Raw genomic sequence first — 18942 nt, 5'->3', positions numbered from 1 at the left:
TTGCTAAATCAGCGTAGAGTAAACAAATTAACTTTACCACACCGAAAATCTAAAGGTTCAACATGGATATTTTTCCTAAATCCAATAAATTAGAACACGTTTGCTACGATATTCGCGGCAAAGTGCATAAAGAAGCGGTTCGCTTAGAAGAGGAAGGGCACAAAATCTTAAAACTGAATATCGGCAACACCGCCCCGTTCGGCTTCGATGCGCCGGATGAGGTGTTGGTCGATATTATCCGCAACTTGCCCACTGCCCAGGGATATTGCGAATCCAAAGGCTTGTATTCCGCGCGAAAAGCGGTAGTGCAATATTACCAATCGAAAGGGGTGACCGAATCTACCGTCAATGATGTGTACATCGGCAACGGCGGCTCCGAATTGATTACCATGTCAATGCAGGCGCTGTTAAACGACGGCGACGAAGTATTAGTACCAATGCCGGATTATCCGCTGTGGACCGCCGCCGTCACGCTGTCCGGCGGCAAAGCGGTGCATTATGTGTGTGACGAACAAGCGGACTGGTTCCCGGATATTGCCGATATTAAAAGCAAGGTCACCTCGCGCACCAAAGCGATTGTGCTAATTAACCCGAATAACCCGACCGGTGCGGTATATAGCAAAGAAGTCTTGTTAGACATTGCCGAAGTAGCGCGCCAAAACAACTTGCTGATTTTCGCCGATGAAGTGTATGACAAAATTTTATATGACGATGCGGTGCACCACCATATCGCGGCACTGGCGCCCGATTTATTAACCATCACGATTAACAGCCTTTCCAAAGCCTATCGCAGCTGCGGCTTCCGTCAAGGTTGGATGATTTTGAACGGGCCAAAAGATAAAGCCAAAGGCTATATTGAAGGGCTGGACATGATGGCGTCGATGCGGCTGTGTGCCAATGTGCCGATGCAACACGCAATCCAAACCGCACTTGGCGGCTATCAAAGCATTAATGAGTTGATTTTGCCAAACGGACGTTTGCTGGAACAGCGTAATCTTGCTTATGAGCTGCTGAACGACATCCCGGGTGTGAGTTGTGTCAAACCGATGGGCGCGCTGTATATGTTCCCAAAACTGGATGTGAAAAAATTCAATCTGTATGACGACGAAAAAATGGTACTGGACTTACTGCGCCAAGAGAAAGTGTTGATCGTACACGGCCGTGGTTTTAACTGGCACCAGCCGGATCACTTCCGAATTGTCACCCTGCCTTACGTCACCCAGCTAGAAGACGCGATCCACAAGATTGCACGCTTCTTGAGTAATTATCGGCAGTAGTATTGATAGTTGCGTGAAAAGGTATCCTCGGATACCGCAGACAAAGGGATAAACATTTTACTAGACCTTTGTCTGCAGTCTGAAACCACAACCGAGGTTGTGGTTTTTTGCGTGATCGAACGCGATTTAACGATTACATATTCTCAACGATATCCGCTGCAAATTCAGAACATTTGCGCAGGGTCGCGCCGTCCATCAAGCGTTCGAAATCGTAGGTGACAGTTTTGTTGGAAATGGCTTTTTCCATACCGCTCACCACCAGATCCGCCGCTTCAATCCAGCCGAGGTGACGCAACATCATCTCGCCGCTCAGAATCAAAGAGCCAGGATTGACTTTGTCTTGTCCGGCGTATTTCGGTGCAGTGCCGTGGGTGGCTTCGAAAATCGCACATTCGTCGCCGATATTCGCCCCCGGTGCGATGCCGATGCCGCCGACTTGTGCCGCCAGTGCGTCAGAAATGTAGTCGCCGTTCAAGTTCATGGTCGCGATCACATCATATTCTTTCGGGCGCAACAAAATTTGTTGTAAAAACGCATCGGCAATCACATCATTGACGGTAATGGTTTTACCGCTCTTCGGATTTTTAAAGCTCATCCACGGGCCGCCGTCCAGCAATTCGGCGCCGAACTCTTGTTGTGCCACTTCGTAGCCCCAGCTTTTGAATGCGCCTTCGGTAAATTTCATGATATTGCCTTTATGCACCAGCGTCACCACGTCACGATCGTTATCGATCGCATATTGGATCGCCGCACGCACTAAACGTTGCGTACCGGCTTTTGAGGTCGGTTTAATCCCGATTCCGCAATCATCAGTGAAACGAATTTTGGTGACGCCCATCTCTTTGGTCAGGAAGTCGATCACTTTTTCCGCTTCCGGCGTACCCGCTTGCCATTCGACGCCAGCATAAATATCTTCAGAGTTTTCACGGAAAATCACCATGTCGGTGTATTCCGGGTGTTTCAACGGGCTTGGCGTGCCGTCATAATAACGCACCGGACGCAGACAGATATAGAGATCCAGCAATTGACGCAGCGCCACATTTAACGAACGAATGCCGCCACCGATTGGAGTGGTCAATGGGCCTTTAATCGCTACACGGTATTCTTTAATTAAATCCAAGGTTTCTTGTGGCAGCCATTCATTTTCGCCGTAAACTTTGGTGGATTTTTCACCGGTATAGACTTCCATCCATTCAATTTTGCACTCGCCGTTATAGGCTTTTTCTACCGCAGCATCCAGCACCAAACGCATTGCCGGCGTAACATCAACCCCGATTCCGTCGCCCTCGATAAAAGGAATAATCGGATTATTCGGCACGTTTAAGCGCCCGTTTTCCAGTGTGATTTTACTACCTTGAGTAGGGACAACGACTTTACTTTGCATATCAGCTCCTTTTGCGTGTGGGATTTATCGTCGATAAAAATATACTGTATCTTTAAGCATGAGAATAGTATAGTTTTTCTAGGATTATTTCTTTTATTCATATCACACTTTAACAAAATTATTAATAATTTTTTAACATTATGGCTAAATCCCCTACATCGTACCGCACTTTGCGCAAACCAAGCGCTCGCACCAAGCCCGCAGTGGCGCTGACGCTTGCGGAAACCCAGGTCATTCTATTCAACAAGCCGTTCGACGTGTTAACCCAATTTCGCGACGAGCAGCAACGCAAAACGCTGAAAGATTTTATTCCGATTCGCGATATTTACCCTGCCGGACGATTGGATCGCGACAGCGAAGGTTTATTGCTACTGACCAATAACGGCAAGTTGCAACACCGTTTGACCGATCCGAAATTTAAAATGGCGAAAACCTATTGGGTGCAAGTGGAAAATATTCCCGATGAAACCGCACTTGAGGCGTTGCGCCGCGGCGTGATGTTAAATGACGGCAAAACCTTGCCGGCTAAAGTGCGGTTAATCGCCGAGCCGCCGAACTTGTGGCAGCGCGTTCCGCCGATTCGCGAGCGCCAACAGATTCCGACCTGCTGGTTGGAGCTGCAAATTCACGAGGGGCGCAACCGCCAAGTGCGACGTATGACCGCACATATCGGTTTTCCAACGTTACGCTTAATCCGCGCAGCCACCGCCGGGTTTGATTTGCAAGGCTTAGCCAACGGTGAATATCGCGTTCTCAATGCGCAAGAAAAAGCGCGTTTATTCCAACTGCTCAACTGATAACAACGAGCAAAACTAAGTGCATAAACCGAATGTTACTCTAGCTTGTGTGGTTCATTGCCAACATAAATTTCTGTTTGTCGAGGAGTGGGATAATGGGATTTTAACCCTGAACCAACCCGGCGGGCATTTGGAAAAAGATGAAACCCTCATCGAGGGAATGCAACGTGAATTATGGGAGGAAACCGGCATCCGCGCAGTCAATATCGGCAAACTGCTGAAAATCTACCAATGGCGCGCCCCGACCACTCAACTGGATTTTCTGCGTTTCACCTTTGTACTGGAGCTGGATCACTGTTGCGAAATCACTCCGCACGACAGCGATATTACCCGCGGGCTTTGGCTGACAGTTGATGAATTTGAAGCCTATATCCGACAACCGGGACAAGGCGCACGCAGTCCGTTAGTGATTGAGGCGATTCAAGATTATTTGACCCAACCGACATATTCGCAGCAATTACTAAAACCAATTAAATAAAAGTGTGATCTACGTCACAAAAATGAGCATAATAGCCCCGAAATTATTTTTATCGGAGTTATTCATGTCACAAAAAACTAAAGGCATTCTCGCAGAGTTAGCAACACTAGGCGCACTATTTGGCATTACTATGGGCGTTACTTTCTTTAACATTATCCACTATTTGCCATAAGTCGTTCGCGAAATCCGCAATAAAAAATCCGAGTCTAAGCTCGGATTTTTTATACCATTCGGCGCAATCAACTGTATTGCTTAACGAGACGGCGAGTTTAATGGCACTTCAGCATCAGGCTCATTCGTGATGCGGTTGCGCAGATCGCGACGAATCACCTCGATAGTCCAGAACCAGAAAATGTGACCGACCAATTCGGAAATGTGTTCATATAACGGCCATTCGGAAACCGGCGGGGTTAAGCCTAACATCGGGAAGGTGATGTAGTGAACGCAGATGTTGGAGATGATACCGGCGCCGATACCTTGCCAGAATTTGATTTTCGGGAAACGTTCTGCCACGATGCAATAACCAATCGCGAACACCAAAGAGAAAATCATGTGAGTCACGCCAATCCAGTTAAAACCGTGGTCGGCAAAGGTGAACACCGCTTCTGTCGGATCAATGCCGATATAGTCGCGCAAGAAAACGTGCGGCGGATTCAAAAATGCGCGTGAACAAACTTCCAACGCTTGTGACGGATCTTGACAAGCCGAAACGAAAAGATCGATTGGACTACGCGGTGGAAACGGATGTTCCGCCCCCATTTAACAAAAGCAGAGATGATACCGGCAACGATACCGACAAAAACGGCAACGCCATAGCGGCGGCGAGCCGGATCAGTTTGAGTGAATAAACCTGACATAACGTGTTCCTGATTGGTTTGGTTGATACAAAGAATAGGGTAAAATGCCCTAAATTTTTTTGATAAAATTAATTATCAAAATGATATAAATCGTTTGTAATCTTATACCTAATTTTGACACAGTCAATCATTAAAAAACAAAAAAAACAGTCAAATAACACAACTTGTTACATATCATTAACCAATGCAGATCAATTTATTCACCTTATTTACAACTTCAGATAATAAAAAACCCCAAATGACCATTCGGGGCTCAATAACATCATTCAACTGGAACGAATTAGGCTTCAATTCCATCAAAAAGTGCGGTGCTGAGGTAGCGCTCCGAAGCGGAAGGCAGAACCACCACCACCAATTTATCAGCAAATTCCGGCAGTTTTGCAATTTTGTCTGCTGCCGCCACTGCCGCACCGGATGAAATTCCGGCTAAAATGCCTTCCTCCGCCATTAAACGGCGAGCCGTTGCAAGTGCGGTTTCACTGTCCACAGTTTCAACCCGATCGATTAAGCTTAAATCTAAATTTTGCGGAATAAAACCGGCGCCGATGCCTTGAATTTTGTGTGGGCCCGGTTTCACTTCCTCGCCGTTGCGGGTTTGGGTAATCACCGGTGATTCGGTTGGCTCAACTGCCACCGATACAATCGCTTTGCCGAAATCCTGCTTAATCGCACGGCTTACGCCGGTGATTGTGCCGCCGGTGCCGACACCGGCAACCAACACATCAACCGCACCTTCGGTAGCATTCCAAATTTCAGGGCCGGTGGTTTGCTGGTGGATCGCCGGATTCGCCGGATTTTCAAATTGCTTCAACACAATATAACGACTCGGATCCGAGGCGGCGATCTCTTCGGCTTTGGCAATCGCGCCTTTCATGCCTTTTGCGCCTTCGGTCAAGACTAAATTAACGCCCAAGCCTCTTAACAATCGTTTGCGCTCCAAGCTCATGGTTTCTGGCATCGTCAGGGTGATTTTATAACCGCGCGCCGCCGCTACATAGGCTAATGCAATGCCGGTGTTGCCACTGGTGGCATCGACGATCTCTTTATCTTTAGTCAAGAGCCCGTCTTTTTCCGCCTGCCACACCATGTTGGCACCAATACGGCATTTTACGCTGAAACTCGGGTTGCGCGCTTCAATCTTGGCAACCAGATTGCCATTGTGTCCGAAATGTTTTAAACGCACTAACGGGGTGTTGCCAATCGTTTGGGAATTATCTGCAAAAATTGTCATATTAACCTCTTGCTGTTGTCATAAACCGATGTGATAAACCTGATGAATAAAGCATAATCGCTTTTCGCATAAAAAATTAATGGTTTATCGTTATACTTTATAACCTGCGGTTATTTACCCTGTAAATCCGTTCCGGAACGTGGCGCAACATCAGTTGAAGTGCGGTTCGCCACTTCGCTGCCAGGCTGCGTCCAATCGCTGAAATCCTGATTTTACAAGGCGCGGTAGTGATCGACCCAAAGTGCGGTCGCGCCGCATACCGCAACCGGAATAATGATAAAATTCAAAAACGGAATAAAGGTACAAATCGACACCAGCCCGCCGAATGTCAAATTCAGGTTGCGCTTTTCCGCCAGTTGGTAACGCATTTGCATAAAGGAAATTTTATGGTTATCAAACGGATAGTCACAATATTGAATCGCCGCCATCCACGCGCCATATAAGAAAAATAGCGGTGGAATCAAGGTTTGTCCGATGCCCGGCACGAAACTCAGCACAAACAGCCCGATAAATTTCGGAAACGAATAGACAAATTTTTGCCATTCGCGTAGTAAAATCCGCGGCGTATCTTTCAGCAAATCCAGCATTCCCATTTCATCGAGATCTTCTCCGGTCAGCATTCGCTCGACTTTCTCGGCTAAAATCCCGTTAAACGGCGCGGCGATAAAACCGGCGACCAGATTAAAAATAAAGAAAAAAACCAGCAAAATCGTGATGATCGCCAGCGCATAAATCAGATAGCTGAGCCAGTCTAACCACGACGGCACAAAGCTCACCGCCCAAGCAGCAAAGCCGCCGACTTGCCCCAACATCAGCCAAAAAATAACGACTAACAACACGATATTAATCAAAATCGGCATCACCACAAATCGACGCAATCCCGGACGGGTGATCAAGTGCCAACCGCACAAAAAATATTCCAAACCTTGCTTAAATTCCGATGCAAACATACTCACAACCTTTGCCTATTCACTTGTTCATCTAACCTAATGCCGCTCACTATAAGTGACTGTTAGCGCTAAAGCAAATATTGTTCGGCGCGACAATTTCTCCGCCTTTTAGATTTCTTTGCCGAAAAAATATGATAAGCTAGCGAAACCAATCTCTGGTTGTGAGCGTTATCTGTTTTCATCCGATGTTCGCAAGCGTTTATGTACCCGGAACAACGTTAAAAAAGAATAGGTTCATAATGGATTTACATATTATTTTAATCATTCTCATCGTACTTATTTTGCTTATTCTGGTGGCTCACGGACTGTGGTCGAGCCGTCGGGAAAAGTCGCAGATGTTTAAATCCGCCAATACCTTCACTTACGATTCCCGCACCGAGGGGCAAGATCTGTTAGATCGCGACATTGAGCCAATCGTGTCTCCGTCGCAGCCGCTCGATCATGGCAGCGCTCCGCCGGCGGCAAATCACAACTATCCTGAAACACAACCGATTCCGCAAGTGCCACAACAGCCGGTTAGCACACCGGTTTCGGTTGAACAGGCGGTCAGCAATATTCGGATCACGCTGCCGCAACAAGCGGACGCCGCAAGCACGGATAGCCACGTCGCCTACACCTCGCCTGCAACACCAAGTGCGGTCAGCGAGCCAGCCAACCGCACCGAATCGCTTTCCCGTTCTTCATTATTAAATCGCACCATCGCCGATTTAGAGCAAGAAATCGACAGCGAAGAAGGGATTAACACCTCGTCCGGTATTCTACGCGAAGAACTGGCGCGAGCCACTCAACAAGCAAAAATTCACGTTTCCGAAACGACTATCGACAGTGAAGTCGTTGCCGCACCAACCAGCGCCGCCGAAAGCATGCGTGCGCAGTTGAATCCGGAGCCACAACCGCAAGCCGACCACCTTGAGCCGAAAAACGAAAAACCGGCAGCCGCCAGCGATACCCAAGAAAAACCGAAAACTTTAATGCTGTATATTGTTGCGCCTAGCAGCCACGGCTTTCAAGGCTCGCAAGTGGTACAATCGTTGGAAGGGCTTGGTTTCCTGTTCGGACAACACAGCTTATATCACCGCCATCTGGATCTGGACGGCAACTCGCCGATCCTGTTCAGCGCCGCCAATATGATGAAACCGGGCATTTTTGATCCGGAGAATCTGGCAGATTTCCGCACCGCCGGCTTGGTGCTGTTTATGCACCTGCCGTCACCGGGCAGTGATCTGGCTAACTTCCGCTTGCTACTGCGCGCCGCACAAACGCTGGCACAGCAACTAGGCGGAGAGGTTTTAAACGACAAACGTCAGCCGTTCGACGAAAATTCCAAAAACAACTATTTACAATTGATTAATTAAGCTCGAACAGGCTATCCCGCATTTAACCAAAACCGCACTTTTAACCACAAAGTGCGGTCTTTTTTAGAATCAGACAAACCATGACTACACAAACTGTTTCCCAACACATTCAGCAGCTTCGCCAACAACTTCGCCACCATGAATATCAATACCATGTGTTGGATCAACCGCAAATTCCCGACAGCGAATATGATCGTCTGTTAAACCAGCTGAAGCGCTTGGAAGCGGATCACCCCGAATTTGTCAGCCCCGACTCTCCGACCCAGCGCGTCGGTGCCAAACCGTTGGCGGGCTTTCAGCAAATCATCCATGAACTGCCGATGCTCTCGCTGGATAACGCGTTTTCCGACGAGGACTTTGCCGCTTTCACCCGCCGCATTCAAGAGCGGTTAGGTTCGGCGCAGCCGCTTGAATTTTGCTGTGAACCGAAACTCGACGGGCTGGCGGTCAGTATTTTGTATGTCAACGGCGTATTAACCCGCGCGGCGACACGCGGCGACGGTGCCACCGGCGAGGACATTACCGCCAATATCCGCACCATTCGCAACATTCCGCTGCAACTGTTGAGCGACAATCCTCCCGCCCGGCTGGAAGTTCGGGGCGAAGTGTTTATGCCGCACCAAGCCTTTGAACGACTGAACCAAGACGCGCTGCAACACGGGCAAAAAACTTTTGCCAATCCACGCAATGCCGCGGCAGGATCGCTGCGTCAGCTGGATCCGAAAATCACCCGCCAACGCCATTTGAAGCTGAATGCTTACAGTATCGGCATTTCCGAAGGCGTCGAACTGCCGCCGACGCACTATGAACGCTTGCGCTGGCTGGAATCGATCGGCATTCCGATCAATCCGGAAATTCGCCTCTGCCACGGCGAACAAGAGGTGCTGCATTATTACCAAGCGATCGCGCAAAAACGCGACCAACTGGGCTATGACATCGACGGCACGGTGCTGAAAATCAATGACATCGAACTACAAGTGCGGTTAGGCTTTGTCGCCAAAGCACCACGTTGGGCGATTGCGTACAAATTTCCGGCTCAGGAGCAATTAACCGTGTTAAACAGCGTGGAATTTCAGGTCGGGCGCACCGGCGCGATTACCCCGGTCGCCAAACTGGAGCCGGTGTTTGTTGCCGGTGTCACTGTCAGCAATGCCACCCTGCACAACGGCGATGAAATTGCGCGTTTAGGTATTGCAATCGGCGATACCGTGATTATTCGCCGCGCCGGTGATGTGATCCCACAAATCACCGGCGTGATTTTAGAACGCCGTCCTACCGACGCCAAACCGATCGAATTTCCAGCAAATTGCCCGGTTTGTGACTCGGCAATCGTACGGATTGACGGCGAAGCCGTGGCGCGCTGCACCGGCGGCTTATTCTGCGATGCACAGCGCAAAGAGGCGTTAAAGCATTTCGTTTCGCGCAAAGCGCTGGATATCGACGGCGTCGGCGACAAGCTGATTGAGCAACTGGTCGATCGCAAACTGTTACACACCCCCGCCGATCTGTTCCGACTGGATAAACTCAGCCTGATGCGTTTGGAACGCATGGGCGAAAAATCGGCGCAAAATGCGTTAGACAGCCTGGAAAAAGCGAAAAAAACCAGCTTGGCGCGGTTTATTTTTGCGTTAGGGATCCGCGATGTCGGCGAGGCGACCGCACTTAACCTTGCCAACCATTTCAAAACCTTAGATGCGATCCGCAGTGCCGATCAAGAGCAGCTTAAACAGGTGCAAGATGTCGGCGAAGTGGTCGCGATGCGTATCTACCTGTTCTGGCAAGAAGAGCATAACGTCAGCGTGATGGACGATCTGCTGGCACAAGGTATTCACTGGGATCCTATTGAAGACACCCAAATCGATGACAATCCGTTAAAAGGCAAAAGTGTGGTGCTGACCGGCAGCTTAACCCAAATGACGCGCGATCAGGCAAAAGCCTATCTGCAGCAATTCGGCTGCAAAGTCAGCGGCAGCGTATCCGTCAAAACCGACTACCTGATCGCCGGCGAAAAAGCCGGTTCGAAGCTGACCAAGGCGCAGGAATTGGGCGTGCAAATTTTGTCCGAAGCGGATTTTCTGGCACTCGTGAATCCTGCCTAATGCACTAAATTAGCACTACTCTCATTTTACTTTGGAGCGAACGATGCCTGGTTTCCCGATTATTAACGATATTGATTTTGCTGCACTCTACCGCAACCATATCCAACTGGCGACGCGCGAGCCGAAAACCGCGCAAGATTGGGATTCGAAAGCGGAAAATCTGTTGACGCAAGGTTCGGATTTTCAAGACGACTACAGCCGTGCATTCGTCGCAAAAATGGCGTTAAAGCCAAGCGACAGTTTGCTCGATATCGGCTGTGGCGGCGGTGCGATCGGGTTATCGGTCGCCCCGACAATTCGGCAGGTTTATGCGCTCGATTTCAGCCCCAAAATGCTGCAAGTGGTGCAACAGCGCGCGCAGCAATTGGGAATCAACAACCTACAACCGCTACTGAAATCGTGGTATGACAACTGGGACGAGGTGCCGGAATGTGATGTCTGCGTGTCGTCGCGCTCCTCAATGGTCGACGATCTGGAAGCGGCGTTGAACAAACTGAACGCCAAAGCCAAAAGAGCGGTTTATATGACGATGACGGTCGAAAAAGATTTTATCGCACAAGATGTCTTACGCCATATCGGGCGCGACAGCATCGGCTTTCCCAGCTATATTTATGCGCTGAATATTTTGCACCAACAAGGCTATCGAGTCAGCGTGGATTTTATCTGCACCCAAACTGGCATGAGCCGCGTGAGTGAATGGAACGAAGAGGCGTTCATCCGCTCGGTGGCGTGGTCGCTTGGGCAGCTCCGCGAACAGGAAATACAAAAACTCAAAGCCTATTTTGCACAGCAACAGCCTGCACAAGCTCGTCCAAACGAAAAAGTCTGGGCTTTTCTGTCTTGGGAAAAATAGCGGCAAACGGCACAGTTATGCCGATAAAATCAGATCGAGCGGCACATCCCACTCGGCAATCGGCAACTGTTCGACCTGCTGACAGCGGTGTGCCAGCCCGACCGAAATAAAGGTTTTCTCACGCGGCGTTTGCATGGAATGCTGCAAAGTGCGGTCATAGAAGCCGCCGCCCATGCCCAAACGATTGCCTTGTCGGTCAAATGCCACCAGCGGGGTGAAAATCATATCCAACTCATTTTGCGACACCAGCATAGTGATGTCCAGCGGCGGCTCGGGAATCGCAAACGGATTCGGCTGCAACGCCGAATCCGGCTGGTAACGAAAAAACAGCAGATGCCCTTCCGCAAACGGATGCAAACGCGGTAAACAAACCGTTTTACCCAATGCCCAAAGCCATTCAATTAGCGGTACGGTGGAAATTTCTCCGTCAAATGCAAGATATAACGCAATGGTTTGTACATTATGCTGATCAATCAATTGCAGCGCTTGTTGGGTGATCTGCTGCGCGGCAAATTGCTGTTGCTGCGCGCTGAGTTGGCTGCGTTTCAAGCGCATCTCTTTGCGCAATGCTTGGCGCTGTTGTTGAACGTGTTGAGAAAGCGTGTGATTGAGAGTTGTCATAAGTGCGGTTCTGACTTGCTGACGAAAATGAGAGGAACCCGGAGTGCCGTTGCGAATAATCGGTCCTTGAACCCTACGGTTCAAGGGAGCCAGTCATACCGCCTTAAGGCTTCTCAGTCGAGCTGAGCATGCACACCGACAGTGGGGGACCGACTCTAAAAGTTTAAAGTATCGGCTCAGGGACTTAATCCGCTGACGCACACCCCAGGAAATTTGTTATTTAAATACTAGCTCAATTTCAGAAAAAGCGCCAGCGTTACAAAATGATAATGTGCCCGTCCGCACATTTTTAGCCCTATCTGGCTAAAATTTGTATGTCCGTGCCGATTTCCGCCAGTGCGCTGCTTAAAGAAGCATCAAGTTGCTGGATTCGGCTGATCAGCGAATCTTGCTCGGAGCTTTTTTGTTTCTCTTGCTGCAACTCAAATGTCAGGTTCAATGCCACAATTGACAACACGCGATCCATTTGCAGAATGCCGGTGCGCTCTTTCAGTTCGCCGACTCGCTGTTCCAGCTGAGAGGCGGCTGCCCGTAGGGCATCTTGTTGTTCTTCAGGACAATTTAATCGTAAAACCTGACCAAAAATATGTAATTCAATATTTTTAGACATCTGCTGACCCCGTGCTGACTGTAACCCATTTTGTAAAAAGTATTGATTATTATGCCACAGTCTGTGATTTTCACCATAGCCAAAGATTGTTTTATTGGTCGTGATTCCGATTGAATGCTAAAATAAACGGCAACTATTCAGGAGCCGAACATGACAACAAATCTCGATTATCAAACCCTTAACCAAGCACTGCATTCGCATCAAATCGGCATGAACGCCGCCGAATTACACGGTTTTCTCAGCGGCTTGCTGTGCGGCGGTGTGCAAGATAACAGCTGGAAAACCCTGACTTATCAATTCACCAACGACGGCCACGCTTATCCGGTGGCGTTAATGCAGCAAGTCGAACAGCTGCACCAAACCATTAACCACGAACTGGGCGACGACGAAGATTTCTCATTTGAACTTTGGTTGGACGAAAATTCGCTGTTCAGCCGTGCCGATTCGCTGTCGGAATGGGTTAGCCATTTTCTGTTGGGGCTTGGGCTGGCACAACCGCACTTGGATCAAGCAAGCGAGGAAATCCGCGAAGCGGTGGGCGATCTGAACGACATCGCCAATTTGGGCTATGACGAAGATGACGATCAAGAAGAATTAGACGTGGCGCTGACCGAAATCAGCGAATATGTGCGCGCGATTGCGATGTTTTTCTACTCCGATTTCAATCGCAAACAACAGCCGCAACAAACCACCTTACACTAAGTGTGGTATCGCCAATGGATTTAACCTATTTAGCGCAACTGCCCGCCGAAGCATTTCAGCAACGCCGCCAACAGCTGGCGGCACAACTGCCGGACAACAGCATACTGATCGTATTTTCAGCGCAAGAAAAACAGCGCAATGCCGACAGCCACTATCCGTTCCGGCAAGACAGCTATTTTTGGTATCTCACCGGCTTTAACGAACCCGATTCGGCCTTGTTATTGCGTAAACAACAAGGCTGCCTTGAAAGTGCGGTTTTTGTGCGTCCGTCCGATCCGTTAATGGAAACCTGGAACGGCCGCCGCCTCGGCGTAGAAAACGCGCCGGAGGTGCTTGGGGTCGATCAGGCGCATGCGATTGAGAAGCTGCAAGCCGAATTACTGAACTGGCTAAACGCCTCCACCGCACTTTACCACGCTGACGGCTTGCAACCCTGGGGCGATGAACGCCTGCAAGTGATTACCGACGCTGCTACGCCACGGCATGACTGGCGCCCGTTGCTCGATGAAATGCGACTGTTCAAATCTGAGTATGAAGTCGCATTATTGCAACAAGCCGGGCAAATTTCCTCGTTGGCACACTTGCGCGCAATGAAACAGGCTCGCCCAAATCGTTATGAATACGAACTGGAAAGTGAAATACTGCATGAATTTAGCCGCCACGGCGCACGTTTTGCCGCTTACAACAGCATTGTAGCGGGCGGCGAAAACGCCTGTATTTTACATTACACCGAAAATGATCAGCTGCTGCAAGACGGCGATTTGGTGCTGATTGATGCCGGTTGTGAGTTTTCAATGTATGCCGGTGACATCACTCGTACGTTTCCCGTGAACGGTAAATTCAGCCCGGAACAGCGCGAGATTTATCAGCTGGTGCTACAAGCACAAAAGCATGCACTTGAGCTGTTAAAACCCGGTGCTAGTATTGCGGAAGTCAATCAAGCGGTGCTGAGAATTAAAGTCGCAGGCTTGGTGCAACTCGGCATTTTGCACGGTGAGGTTGAACAGTTAATCGAACAACAAGCCTATAAACCGTTTTATATGCACGGCTTGGGGCATTGGCTAGGATTGGATGTGCACGATGTCGGCGATTACGGCAATCAGCGCGATCGTAAGTTAGAAGTCGGCATGGTGCTGACAGTCGAGCCGGGCTTATACCTCAGCGAAAAGCTGGATATTCCGCCACAATACCAAGGCATCGGTGTACGAATTGAAGATAATATTTTGATCACCGAATACGGCAACAAAGTGCTGACCAGTGCTGTACCGAAAGAAATTGATGAAATTGAAGCGGTGATGCAACAGGCACAGTAATTCGGTTAAACCAATACGTCAGGGGAAAACAGAATGCAAACTCAAAATTATGATGTGGTGATTGTCGGCGGCGCGATGAGCGGCTGCTGTCTGGCACTGGCACTGGCACAGCGCTCCCCTGAATTGAAAATTGCGATTATCGAACGCAAACGTCAAGATGCTTCCCCTTCTCAGCGCTACGAACAAAAGTGCGGTTTCGACAGCCGCAGCATTGCCTTAGCGCAAGGCAGCTGCCAAACCTTACAACAAATTGCCTTTGATAGCCGACACAGCCTGTGGCAAAAAATCGAAGCGTGCGCCGAAAACATTCAACGCATTCATATTTCCGATCGCGGGCATTCCGGGCTGGTGAATCTCTCGGCGCAAGAAATGAAATTAAGCCGTTTGGGCGCAGTGGTCGAACTGTCGGCAATGGGTGAAATTTTACTTACTGCGATAGCACAGCAGCAGAATATTGATTATATTGCACCGCTAAGCGTAATTCAGCTCCAGCGTTCAACGCAGCACGTTAGCCTACAATTAAGTAATCAAACATGGTTGCAAACCGCACTTCTGGTTGCCGCTGACGGTTCAAATTCGATGATTGCCCGACAGTGCGGTATTCAATATCAGATGATTAACGATTATCAACAAAGTGCGGTGATCGCCAATGTGCGCAGCTCACAGCCTCACCAAGGAGAAGCGTTTGAGCGTTTCACCGCGCAAGGGCCGCTAGCCCTACTGCCGTTAAAAAACGGCTTACTGTCGTTAGTTTGGTGCGTTCGAGATTCGGACGAACTGATGGCGCTGGATAACCAAACCTTTTTACAGCGCCTGCAACAGCAATTCGGCTGGCGTTTAGGGCGCTTTCTTGACGTCGGCAAACGAGCGGCATATCCGCTCGTGTTGCAAAAAGCCACTAGCACAATTCATCATCGTTTAGCACTAATTGGCAATGCGGCACAAACGCTGCACCCAATCGCCGGACAAGGCTTTAACTTAGGGCTGCGTGATGTCGCCGATTTAGCCGCGGTGTTAAGCGAAGCGGCAACTCAACAGCAAGATCTCGGCGCAAGTGCGGTATTGCAATGCTACCAACAGCGGCGCCAAGCCGATCAGGCAAATATCATCAATCTGACCGACAGTTTGGTCAATACTTTTGCCAACGATCTGCTGCCGTTACAAATCGGGCGCAATCTCGGCTTATTGGGGCTCGCCAATCAACGTGCGTTACGACAACAGATTATTAAACCGACTTTAGGCTGGAGATAAGATGAAAACTACAGACATAATCATTATTGGCGGCGGCATGGTGGGGCTGGCATTGGCAGCTGCCTTGGAACACAGCCCGATTCAAATTGCGATTATCGAAGCCTATCCACCGACCGAACAAGCCAATGAAACGGTCAGCAACCGCGTGAGCGCACTAACCCTTGCCAGCCAAAAAATGCTGCATCAATTCGGCGTATGGCACGGATTAAAACAGGGGCGCAACTGCGGCTATCAACAAATGCAGGTGTGGGAGAGAGACAGCTTCGCCAAAATCAGCTTTGACTGCCAATCACTCGGTTTGGATCAACTGGGTTATATTATCGAAAATAACCTGATTCGCGCACAACTGTGGCAAAAAGTAGCGCAACAAGCCAATGTTGAAATCATCAATAGCAAGCCGAAAAGTGCGGTTTGCAACACACAATGCGCCTTACTGACATTAGAAAACGGTGAGTTATTAATGGGCAAACTGCTGGTCGGTGCTGACGGTGCGAATTCATGGTTACGGCAACAAGCAGATATTCCACTGACCTTCCGCGACTACGGACATAGCGCCTTAGTGTGCAATGTGGAAACTGCTGAACCGCACTTACATTGCGCCCGTCAGATTTTTAGTCACGATTCGATTCTGGCTTTCTTGCCGTTACACCAACCGCACTTGTGTTCAATTGTTTGGTCACAGCCACCGGAACTGGCGGAAAAACATCAACAAATGAATGAAGCGGAATTCAATAAAGCGTTAACCATCGCTTTCGATAATCGGCTCGGTTTATGTAACGTGGTCGGTGCTCGCCAAACCATTCCACTCACCGCCCGCTATGCGCGTGATTTTGCGAAAAATCGCATCGCCCTAGTCGGCGATGCCGCCCACACCATTCACCCGTTAGCCGGTTTAGGCGTTAACCTCGGCTTTATGGACGCTATGGCACTGGCGGAAACGATTGAAAACAATCTACAACAAGGCAACGATATTGGTGAATTACGCCACCTGCGCCATTATGAACGCTGGCGTAAAAGTGAAGCGACAAAAATGCTGGCGGCAATGCAAGGCTTCAAATCGCTATTCAATGACAGCAACCCGCTGAAAAAACTGCTGCGCGGCGTCGGCATGAACCTCACCGATCAACTACCGTTCGTAAAAGATCAACTGATAGCACAAGCCCTAGGCATCAACGGTGATCTGCCGAAAAAAATCCGCGAAATGCCGAATGATGTGATGATTTTGAATTAAAGGAATCATAGAGCCTTTCTAGTAAATATAAAATACTAATTAAATTAGTATCAACAATTTCCTACTATGGCTCTGTTTTCTGTGCCAATTACCCTTGCAGCAAACACCTTTTCACCGGTGCGAAGCTCTTGCGGTGTTGAGGCAAAACGCCGTATTGTTGTAATTTTTCGAGGTGAAGTGCGGTCGGGTAGCCTTTATGTTGCGCCAAGCCGTAGTGCGGATATTGCTTGTCTAATTCCGCCATTTCCAGATCGCGAGCGACTTTTGCCAAGATTGAGGCGGCGCTGATTTCTGCAACTAAGCTATCGCCTTTCACCACCGCTTGCGCCGGCATTGCCAAGTGCGGCAGTTTGTTACCGTCCACTAATACGAAGTGCGGTTGAATGGTAAGTGCTTCAACCGCTCTTTGCATTGCCAACAGGCTGGCTTGCAAGATATTCAGTTGATCGATTTCTTCCGCTTCCGCCCGTCCCAAACTCCATGCCAGTGCGTTTTGTTTGATCTCCTCAGCCAGCAGCAGCCGTTTTTTCTCGGACAGTTTTTTGGAATCCGCCAGCCCGGCAATCGGGCGAGCGGGATCTAAAATCACTGCGGAGGTCACCACTGCGCCGATTAACGGCCCGCGCCCGACTTCATCTACACCGGCAATCAAACCGACATTTTCCGGATAGATAAACTTATCCATTTAACACCTCGACCACCGCTTGTGCCGCTTGTTGATCGGCATTGCAGCGGATCTGATCATGCAGTTCGGTGAAACGCTGTTTGAGTGCTAAAGTGCGGTTTTGCGCGCTCTCACTGTCGTCAAAATAGACCGCCAATGCCTGCGCTAAGCTCTCAGGATTGCACTGTTCCTGAATCAATTCCGGCACCAGCATTTCATTTGCCAGCAGATTCGGCAGCGAAATATACGGCGTTTTCACCAGCCGTTTTGCCAGCCAGTAAGTGAACGGTTTCATACGGTAGCCCACCACCATCGGCGATTTGCACAGCATACACTCCAATGCGGCGGTGCCGGATGCGAGTAGCGTAGCATCGGCGGCGATCATCACATTGCGCGCTTGTCCGTCGAACAGATGTAGCGCCAAATCCGGTGCGATTTGCGCCTTGAGACGTTCAAATTGTTGCCGACGTTTAGCATTAATTAACGGCACTAAAAATTCTAATTCGGGGAAACGCTGTTTCAGCAAAAGTGCGGTTTGTAAAAATGGTTCGCTTAAAAATTCCAGCTCCGAACCACGACTACCGGGCAGAATTGCCAAATAGCGCGCCGCCGGATCCAAACCTAGCGCTTGGCGTGCTTCGGTTTTATCCACGTTGAGCGGAATCGCGTCTGCCATGGTGTGTCCGATAAAACGGCACGGTACATTGAAGCGATCATAAAACGCTTTTTCAAACGGCAAAAATGCCAGCACTAAATTGGTCGCTTTAGCAATTTTATAAATCCGATTCTGACGCCACGCCCAAACCGACGGGCTGACGTAGTGAATGGTTTTGATCCTGTTTTTTTTCAGAATGCGTTCCACGCCAAGATTGAAATCCGGCGCATCAATGCCGATGAAAATATCGGGTTTGGCTGCCAACAGTTGCTGAATCAATTGTTTACGGATCTTCAGCAAGCGTGGCAAGTGTTTCACCACTTCCACCAGCCCCATCACCGCCAGCTCTTCCATATCGAAATAACTTTTTGCGCCTTGCGCTTGCATCAGCGGCCCGGCAATACCGATAAAACGTGCATTCGGATAAATTTGGCGTAACTCTTTCATCAAGCCGGCACCAAGAATATCCCCCGATACTTCTCCGGCAACCAACGCAATAAGCGGTGAGTTTGTTTCTGCTTTCATCAGCTATACCTTAAAAAATAACCGCACTTTGAAAGTGCGGTTAGATTGGTGACAACACATTCCCGCATAAGCTGCGGGCAGGGAATCAC

Annotated in this window: 17 protein-coding genes, 1 other RNA gene and 1 pseudogene; 10 read left to right on the top strand and 9 right to left on the bottom strand. The window is 49.3% G+C overall.

Annotation, left to right across the window (positions count from 1 at the left end; translation table 11 throughout):
- The first annotated feature begins 62 nt into the window (after window positions 1-62).
- Window positions 63-1277 (top strand): pyridoxal phosphate-dependent aminotransferase, encoded by a 1215-nt coding sequence (locus tag ACUHGC_RS05590; RefSeq protein ID WP_446834642.1) that lies wholly within the window; start codon window positions 63-65, stop codon window positions 1275-1277.
- Window positions 1278-1410: 133 nt separating this feature from the next.
- Here the strand turns inward: ACUHGC_RS05590 and icd are convergent, their stop codons facing one another.
- Complete coding sequence (gene icd / locus ACUHGC_RS05585; protein ID WP_446834641.1) at window positions 1411-2661, bottom strand: NADP-dependent isocitrate dehydrogenase; 1251 nt, start codon at window positions 2659-2661, stop codon at window positions 1411-1413.
- Window positions 2662-2801: 140 nt separating this feature from the next.
- On the opposite strand from icd, the gene ACUHGC_RS05580 reads away from it, so the two are divergent.
- Complete coding sequence (locus ACUHGC_RS05580) at window positions 2802-3458, top strand: pseudouridine synthase (protein WP_446834640.1); 657 nt, start codon at window positions 2802-2804, stop codon at window positions 3456-3458.
- Window positions 3459-3477: 19 nt separating this feature from the next.
- Window positions 3478-3936 (top strand): NUDIX domain-containing protein, encoded by a 459-nt coding sequence (locus ACUHGC_RS05575; RefSeq protein ID WP_446834639.1) that lies wholly within the window; start codon window positions 3478-3480, stop codon window positions 3934-3936.
- A 252-nt stretch (window positions 3937-4188) separates the two neighbouring features.
- On the opposite strand, the pseudogene ACUHGC_RS05570 reads toward ACUHGC_RS05575, so the two are convergent.
- From ACUHGC_RS05570 to cysZ, 3 genes and pseudogenes are all read right to left on the bottom strand, one after another.
- A pseudogene (locus ACUHGC_RS05570) lies at window positions 4189-4793 on the bottom strand (YagU family protein).
- A 280-nt stretch (window positions 4794-5073) separates the two neighbouring features.
- The gene (cysK, locus tag ACUHGC_RS05565) at window positions 5074-6024 is read right to left on the bottom strand and encodes a cysteine synthase A (RefSeq protein WP_446834638.1); all 951 of its coding nucleotides are present in this window, start codon (window positions 6022-6024) and stop codon (window positions 5074-5076) included.
- 212 nt (window positions 6025-6236) lie between these two features.
- Window positions 6237-6974, bottom strand: a complete 738-nt coding sequence (gene cysZ, locus ACUHGC_RS05560) for a sulfate transporter CysZ (RefSeq protein WP_446834637.1) — start codon at window positions 6972-6974, stop codon at window positions 6237-6239.
- A gap of 239 nt (window positions 6975-7213) precedes the next feature.
- Between cysZ and zipA the strand changes: the two genes are divergently transcribed.
- From zipA to ACUHGC_RS05545, 3 genes are all read left to right on the top strand, one after another.
- Window positions 7214-8329, top strand: coding sequence for a cell division protein ZipA (gene zipA / locus ACUHGC_RS05555; protein ID WP_446834636.1), 1116 nt, complete (start codon window positions 7214-7216; stop codon window positions 8327-8329).
- An 80-nt stretch (window positions 8330-8409) separates the two neighbouring features.
- Window positions 8410-10428, top strand: a complete 2019-nt coding sequence (gene ligA, locus ACUHGC_RS05550) for an NAD-dependent DNA ligase LigA (RefSeq protein WP_446834635.1) — start codon at window positions 8410-8412, stop codon at window positions 10426-10428.
- 43 nt (window positions 10429-10471) lie between these two features.
- On the top strand, window positions 10472-11281 hold the full coding sequence (locus tag ACUHGC_RS05545) for a class I SAM-dependent methyltransferase (protein WP_446834634.1): 810 nt from the start codon (window positions 10472-10474) through the stop codon (window positions 11279-11281).
- Between the two features lie 15 nt (window positions 11282-11296).
- Here the strand turns inward: ACUHGC_RS05545 and ACUHGC_RS05540 are convergent, their stop codons facing one another.
- From ACUHGC_RS05540 to ACUHGC_RS05530, 3 genes are all read right to left on the bottom strand, one after another.
- The gene (locus ACUHGC_RS05540) at window positions 11297-11902 is read right to left on the bottom strand and encodes a 5-formyltetrahydrofolate cyclo-ligase (RefSeq protein WP_446834633.1); all 606 of its coding nucleotides are present in this window, start codon (window positions 11900-11902) and stop codon (window positions 11297-11299) included.
- A 31-nt stretch (window positions 11903-11933) separates the two neighbouring features.
- Window positions 11934-12116: non-coding RNA, 6S RNA (gene ssrS, locus ACUHGC_RS05535), on the bottom strand.
- A gap of 81 nt (window positions 12117-12197) precedes the next feature.
- Window positions 12198-12512, bottom strand: coding sequence for a cell division protein ZapA (locus ACUHGC_RS05530; protein WP_446834632.1), 315 nt, complete (start codon window positions 12510-12512; stop codon window positions 12198-12200).
- Between the two features lie 150 nt (window positions 12513-12662).
- Here ACUHGC_RS05530 and ACUHGC_RS05525 point away from each other — a divergent pair, with 150 nt between their 5' ends.
- Genes ACUHGC_RS05525 through ACUHGC_RS05510 form a run of 4 tightly spaced genes read left to right on the top strand, consistent with a single transcriptional unit; the run spans window position 12663 to window position 17009 of the window.
- Entirely contained in the window at window positions 12663-13214 is a 552-nt protein-coding gene (locus ACUHGC_RS05525; RefSeq protein WP_446834631.1) for a YecA/YgfB family protein, read from the top strand.
- Window positions 13215-13228: 14 nt separating this feature from the next.
- Window positions 13229-14527 carry a Xaa-Pro aminopeptidase gene (pepP, locus tag ACUHGC_RS05520; protein ID WP_446834630.1) on the top strand — a complete coding sequence of 433 codons (1299 nt, stop codon included), beginning with the start codon at window positions 13229-13231 and terminating at the stop codon, window positions 14525-14527.
- A 33-nt stretch (window positions 14528-14560) separates the two neighbouring features.
- Window positions 14561-15778: a 2-octaprenyl-6-methoxyphenyl hydroxylase gene (gene ubiH, locus ACUHGC_RS05515; RefSeq protein WP_446834629.1), complete on the top strand. Its 1218-nt coding sequence runs from the start codon at window positions 14561-14563 to the stop codon at window positions 15776-15778.
- Between the two features lies 1 nt (window position 15779).
- On the top strand, window positions 15780-17009 hold the full coding sequence (locus ACUHGC_RS05510) for an FAD-dependent monooxygenase (RefSeq protein WP_446834628.1): 1230 nt from the start codon (window positions 15780-15782) through the stop codon (window positions 17007-17009).
- 88 nt (window positions 17010-17097) lie between these two features.
- Here the strand turns inward: ACUHGC_RS05510 and rnhB are convergent, their stop codons facing one another.
- Both rnhB and lpxB read right to left on the bottom strand, forming a co-directional pair.
- The gene (gene rnhB, locus ACUHGC_RS05505) at window positions 17098-17694 is read right to left on the bottom strand and encodes a ribonuclease HII (protein ID WP_446834627.1); all 597 of its coding nucleotides are present in this window, start codon (window positions 17692-17694) and stop codon (window positions 17098-17100) included.
- Window positions 17687-18853, bottom strand: coding sequence for a lipid-A-disaccharide synthase (lpxB, locus tag ACUHGC_RS05500; RefSeq protein ID WP_446834626.1), 1167 nt, complete (start codon window positions 18851-18853; stop codon window positions 17687-17689). The genes rnhB and lpxB overlap by 8 nt, the downstream gene beginning before the upstream one ends.
- Between the last annotated feature and the right edge of the window lie 89 nt (window positions 18854-18942).

The organism is Testudinibacter sp. P27/CKL/0425, from assembly GCF_052931395.1.
This window is presented reverse-complemented; position numbering and strand designations above follow the sequence as displayed.

Excerpts from the sequence above, each read along its gene's own strand:
- cysK (WP_446834638.1), bottom strand. The coding sequence starts at position 6,024 with ATGACAATTTTTGCAGATAATTCCCAAACGATTGGCAACACCCCGTTA.
- icd (WP_446834641.1), bottom strand. The coding sequence starts at position 2,661 with ATGCAAAGTAAAGTCGTTGTCCCTACTCAAGGTAGTAAAATCACACTG.
- ubiH (WP_446834629.1), top strand. The coding sequence starts at position 14,561 with ATGCAAACTCAAAATTATGATGTGGTGATTGTCGGCGGCGCGATGAGC.
- ACUHGC_RS05540 (WP_446834633.1), bottom strand. The coding sequence starts at position 11,902 with ATGACAACTCTCAATCACACGCTTTCTCAACACGTTCAACAACAGCGC.
- ACUHGC_RS05545 (WP_446834634.1), top strand. The coding sequence starts at position 10,472 with ATGCCTGGTTTCCCGATTATTAACGATATTGATTTTGCTGCACTCTAC.
- ACUHGC_RS05525 (WP_446834631.1), top strand. The coding sequence starts at position 12,663 with ATGACAACAAATCTCGATTATCAAACCCTTAACCAAGCACTGCATTCG.
- ACUHGC_RS05530 (WP_446834632.1), bottom strand. The coding sequence starts at position 12,512 with ATGTCTAAAAATATTGAATTACATATTTTTGGTCAGGTTTTACGATTA.
- ACUHGC_RS05510 (WP_446834628.1), top strand. The coding sequence starts at position 15,780 with ATGAAAACTACAGACATAATCATTATTGGCGGCGGCATGGTGGGGCTG.
- pepP (WP_446834630.1), top strand. The coding sequence starts at position 13,229 with ATGGATTTAACCTATTTAGCGCAACTGCCCGCCGAAGCATTTCAGCAA.
- ACUHGC_RS05590 (WP_446834642.1), top strand. The coding sequence starts at position 63 with ATGGATATTTTTCCTAAATCCAATAAATTAGAACACGTTTGCTACGAT.
- cysZ (WP_446834637.1), bottom strand. The coding sequence starts at position 6,974 with ATGTTTGCATCGGAATTTAAGCAAGGTTTGGAATATTTTTTGTGCGGT.
- lpxB (WP_446834626.1), bottom strand. The coding sequence starts at position 18,853 with ATGAAAGCAGAAACAAACTCACCGCTTATTGCGTTGGTTGCCGGAGAA.
- ACUHGC_RS05580 (WP_446834640.1), top strand. The coding sequence starts at position 2,802 with ATGGCTAAATCCCCTACATCGTACCGCACTTTGCGCAAACCAAGCGCT.
- zipA (WP_446834636.1), top strand. The coding sequence starts at position 7,214 with ATGGATTTACATATTATTTTAATCATTCTCATCGTACTTATTTTGCTT.
- ligA (WP_446834635.1), top strand. The coding sequence starts at position 8,410 with ATGACTACACAAACTGTTTCCCAACACATTCAGCAGCTTCGCCAACAA.
- rnhB (WP_446834627.1), bottom strand. The coding sequence starts at position 17,694 with ATGGATAAGTTTATCTATCCGGAAAATGTCGGTTTGATTGCCGGTGTA.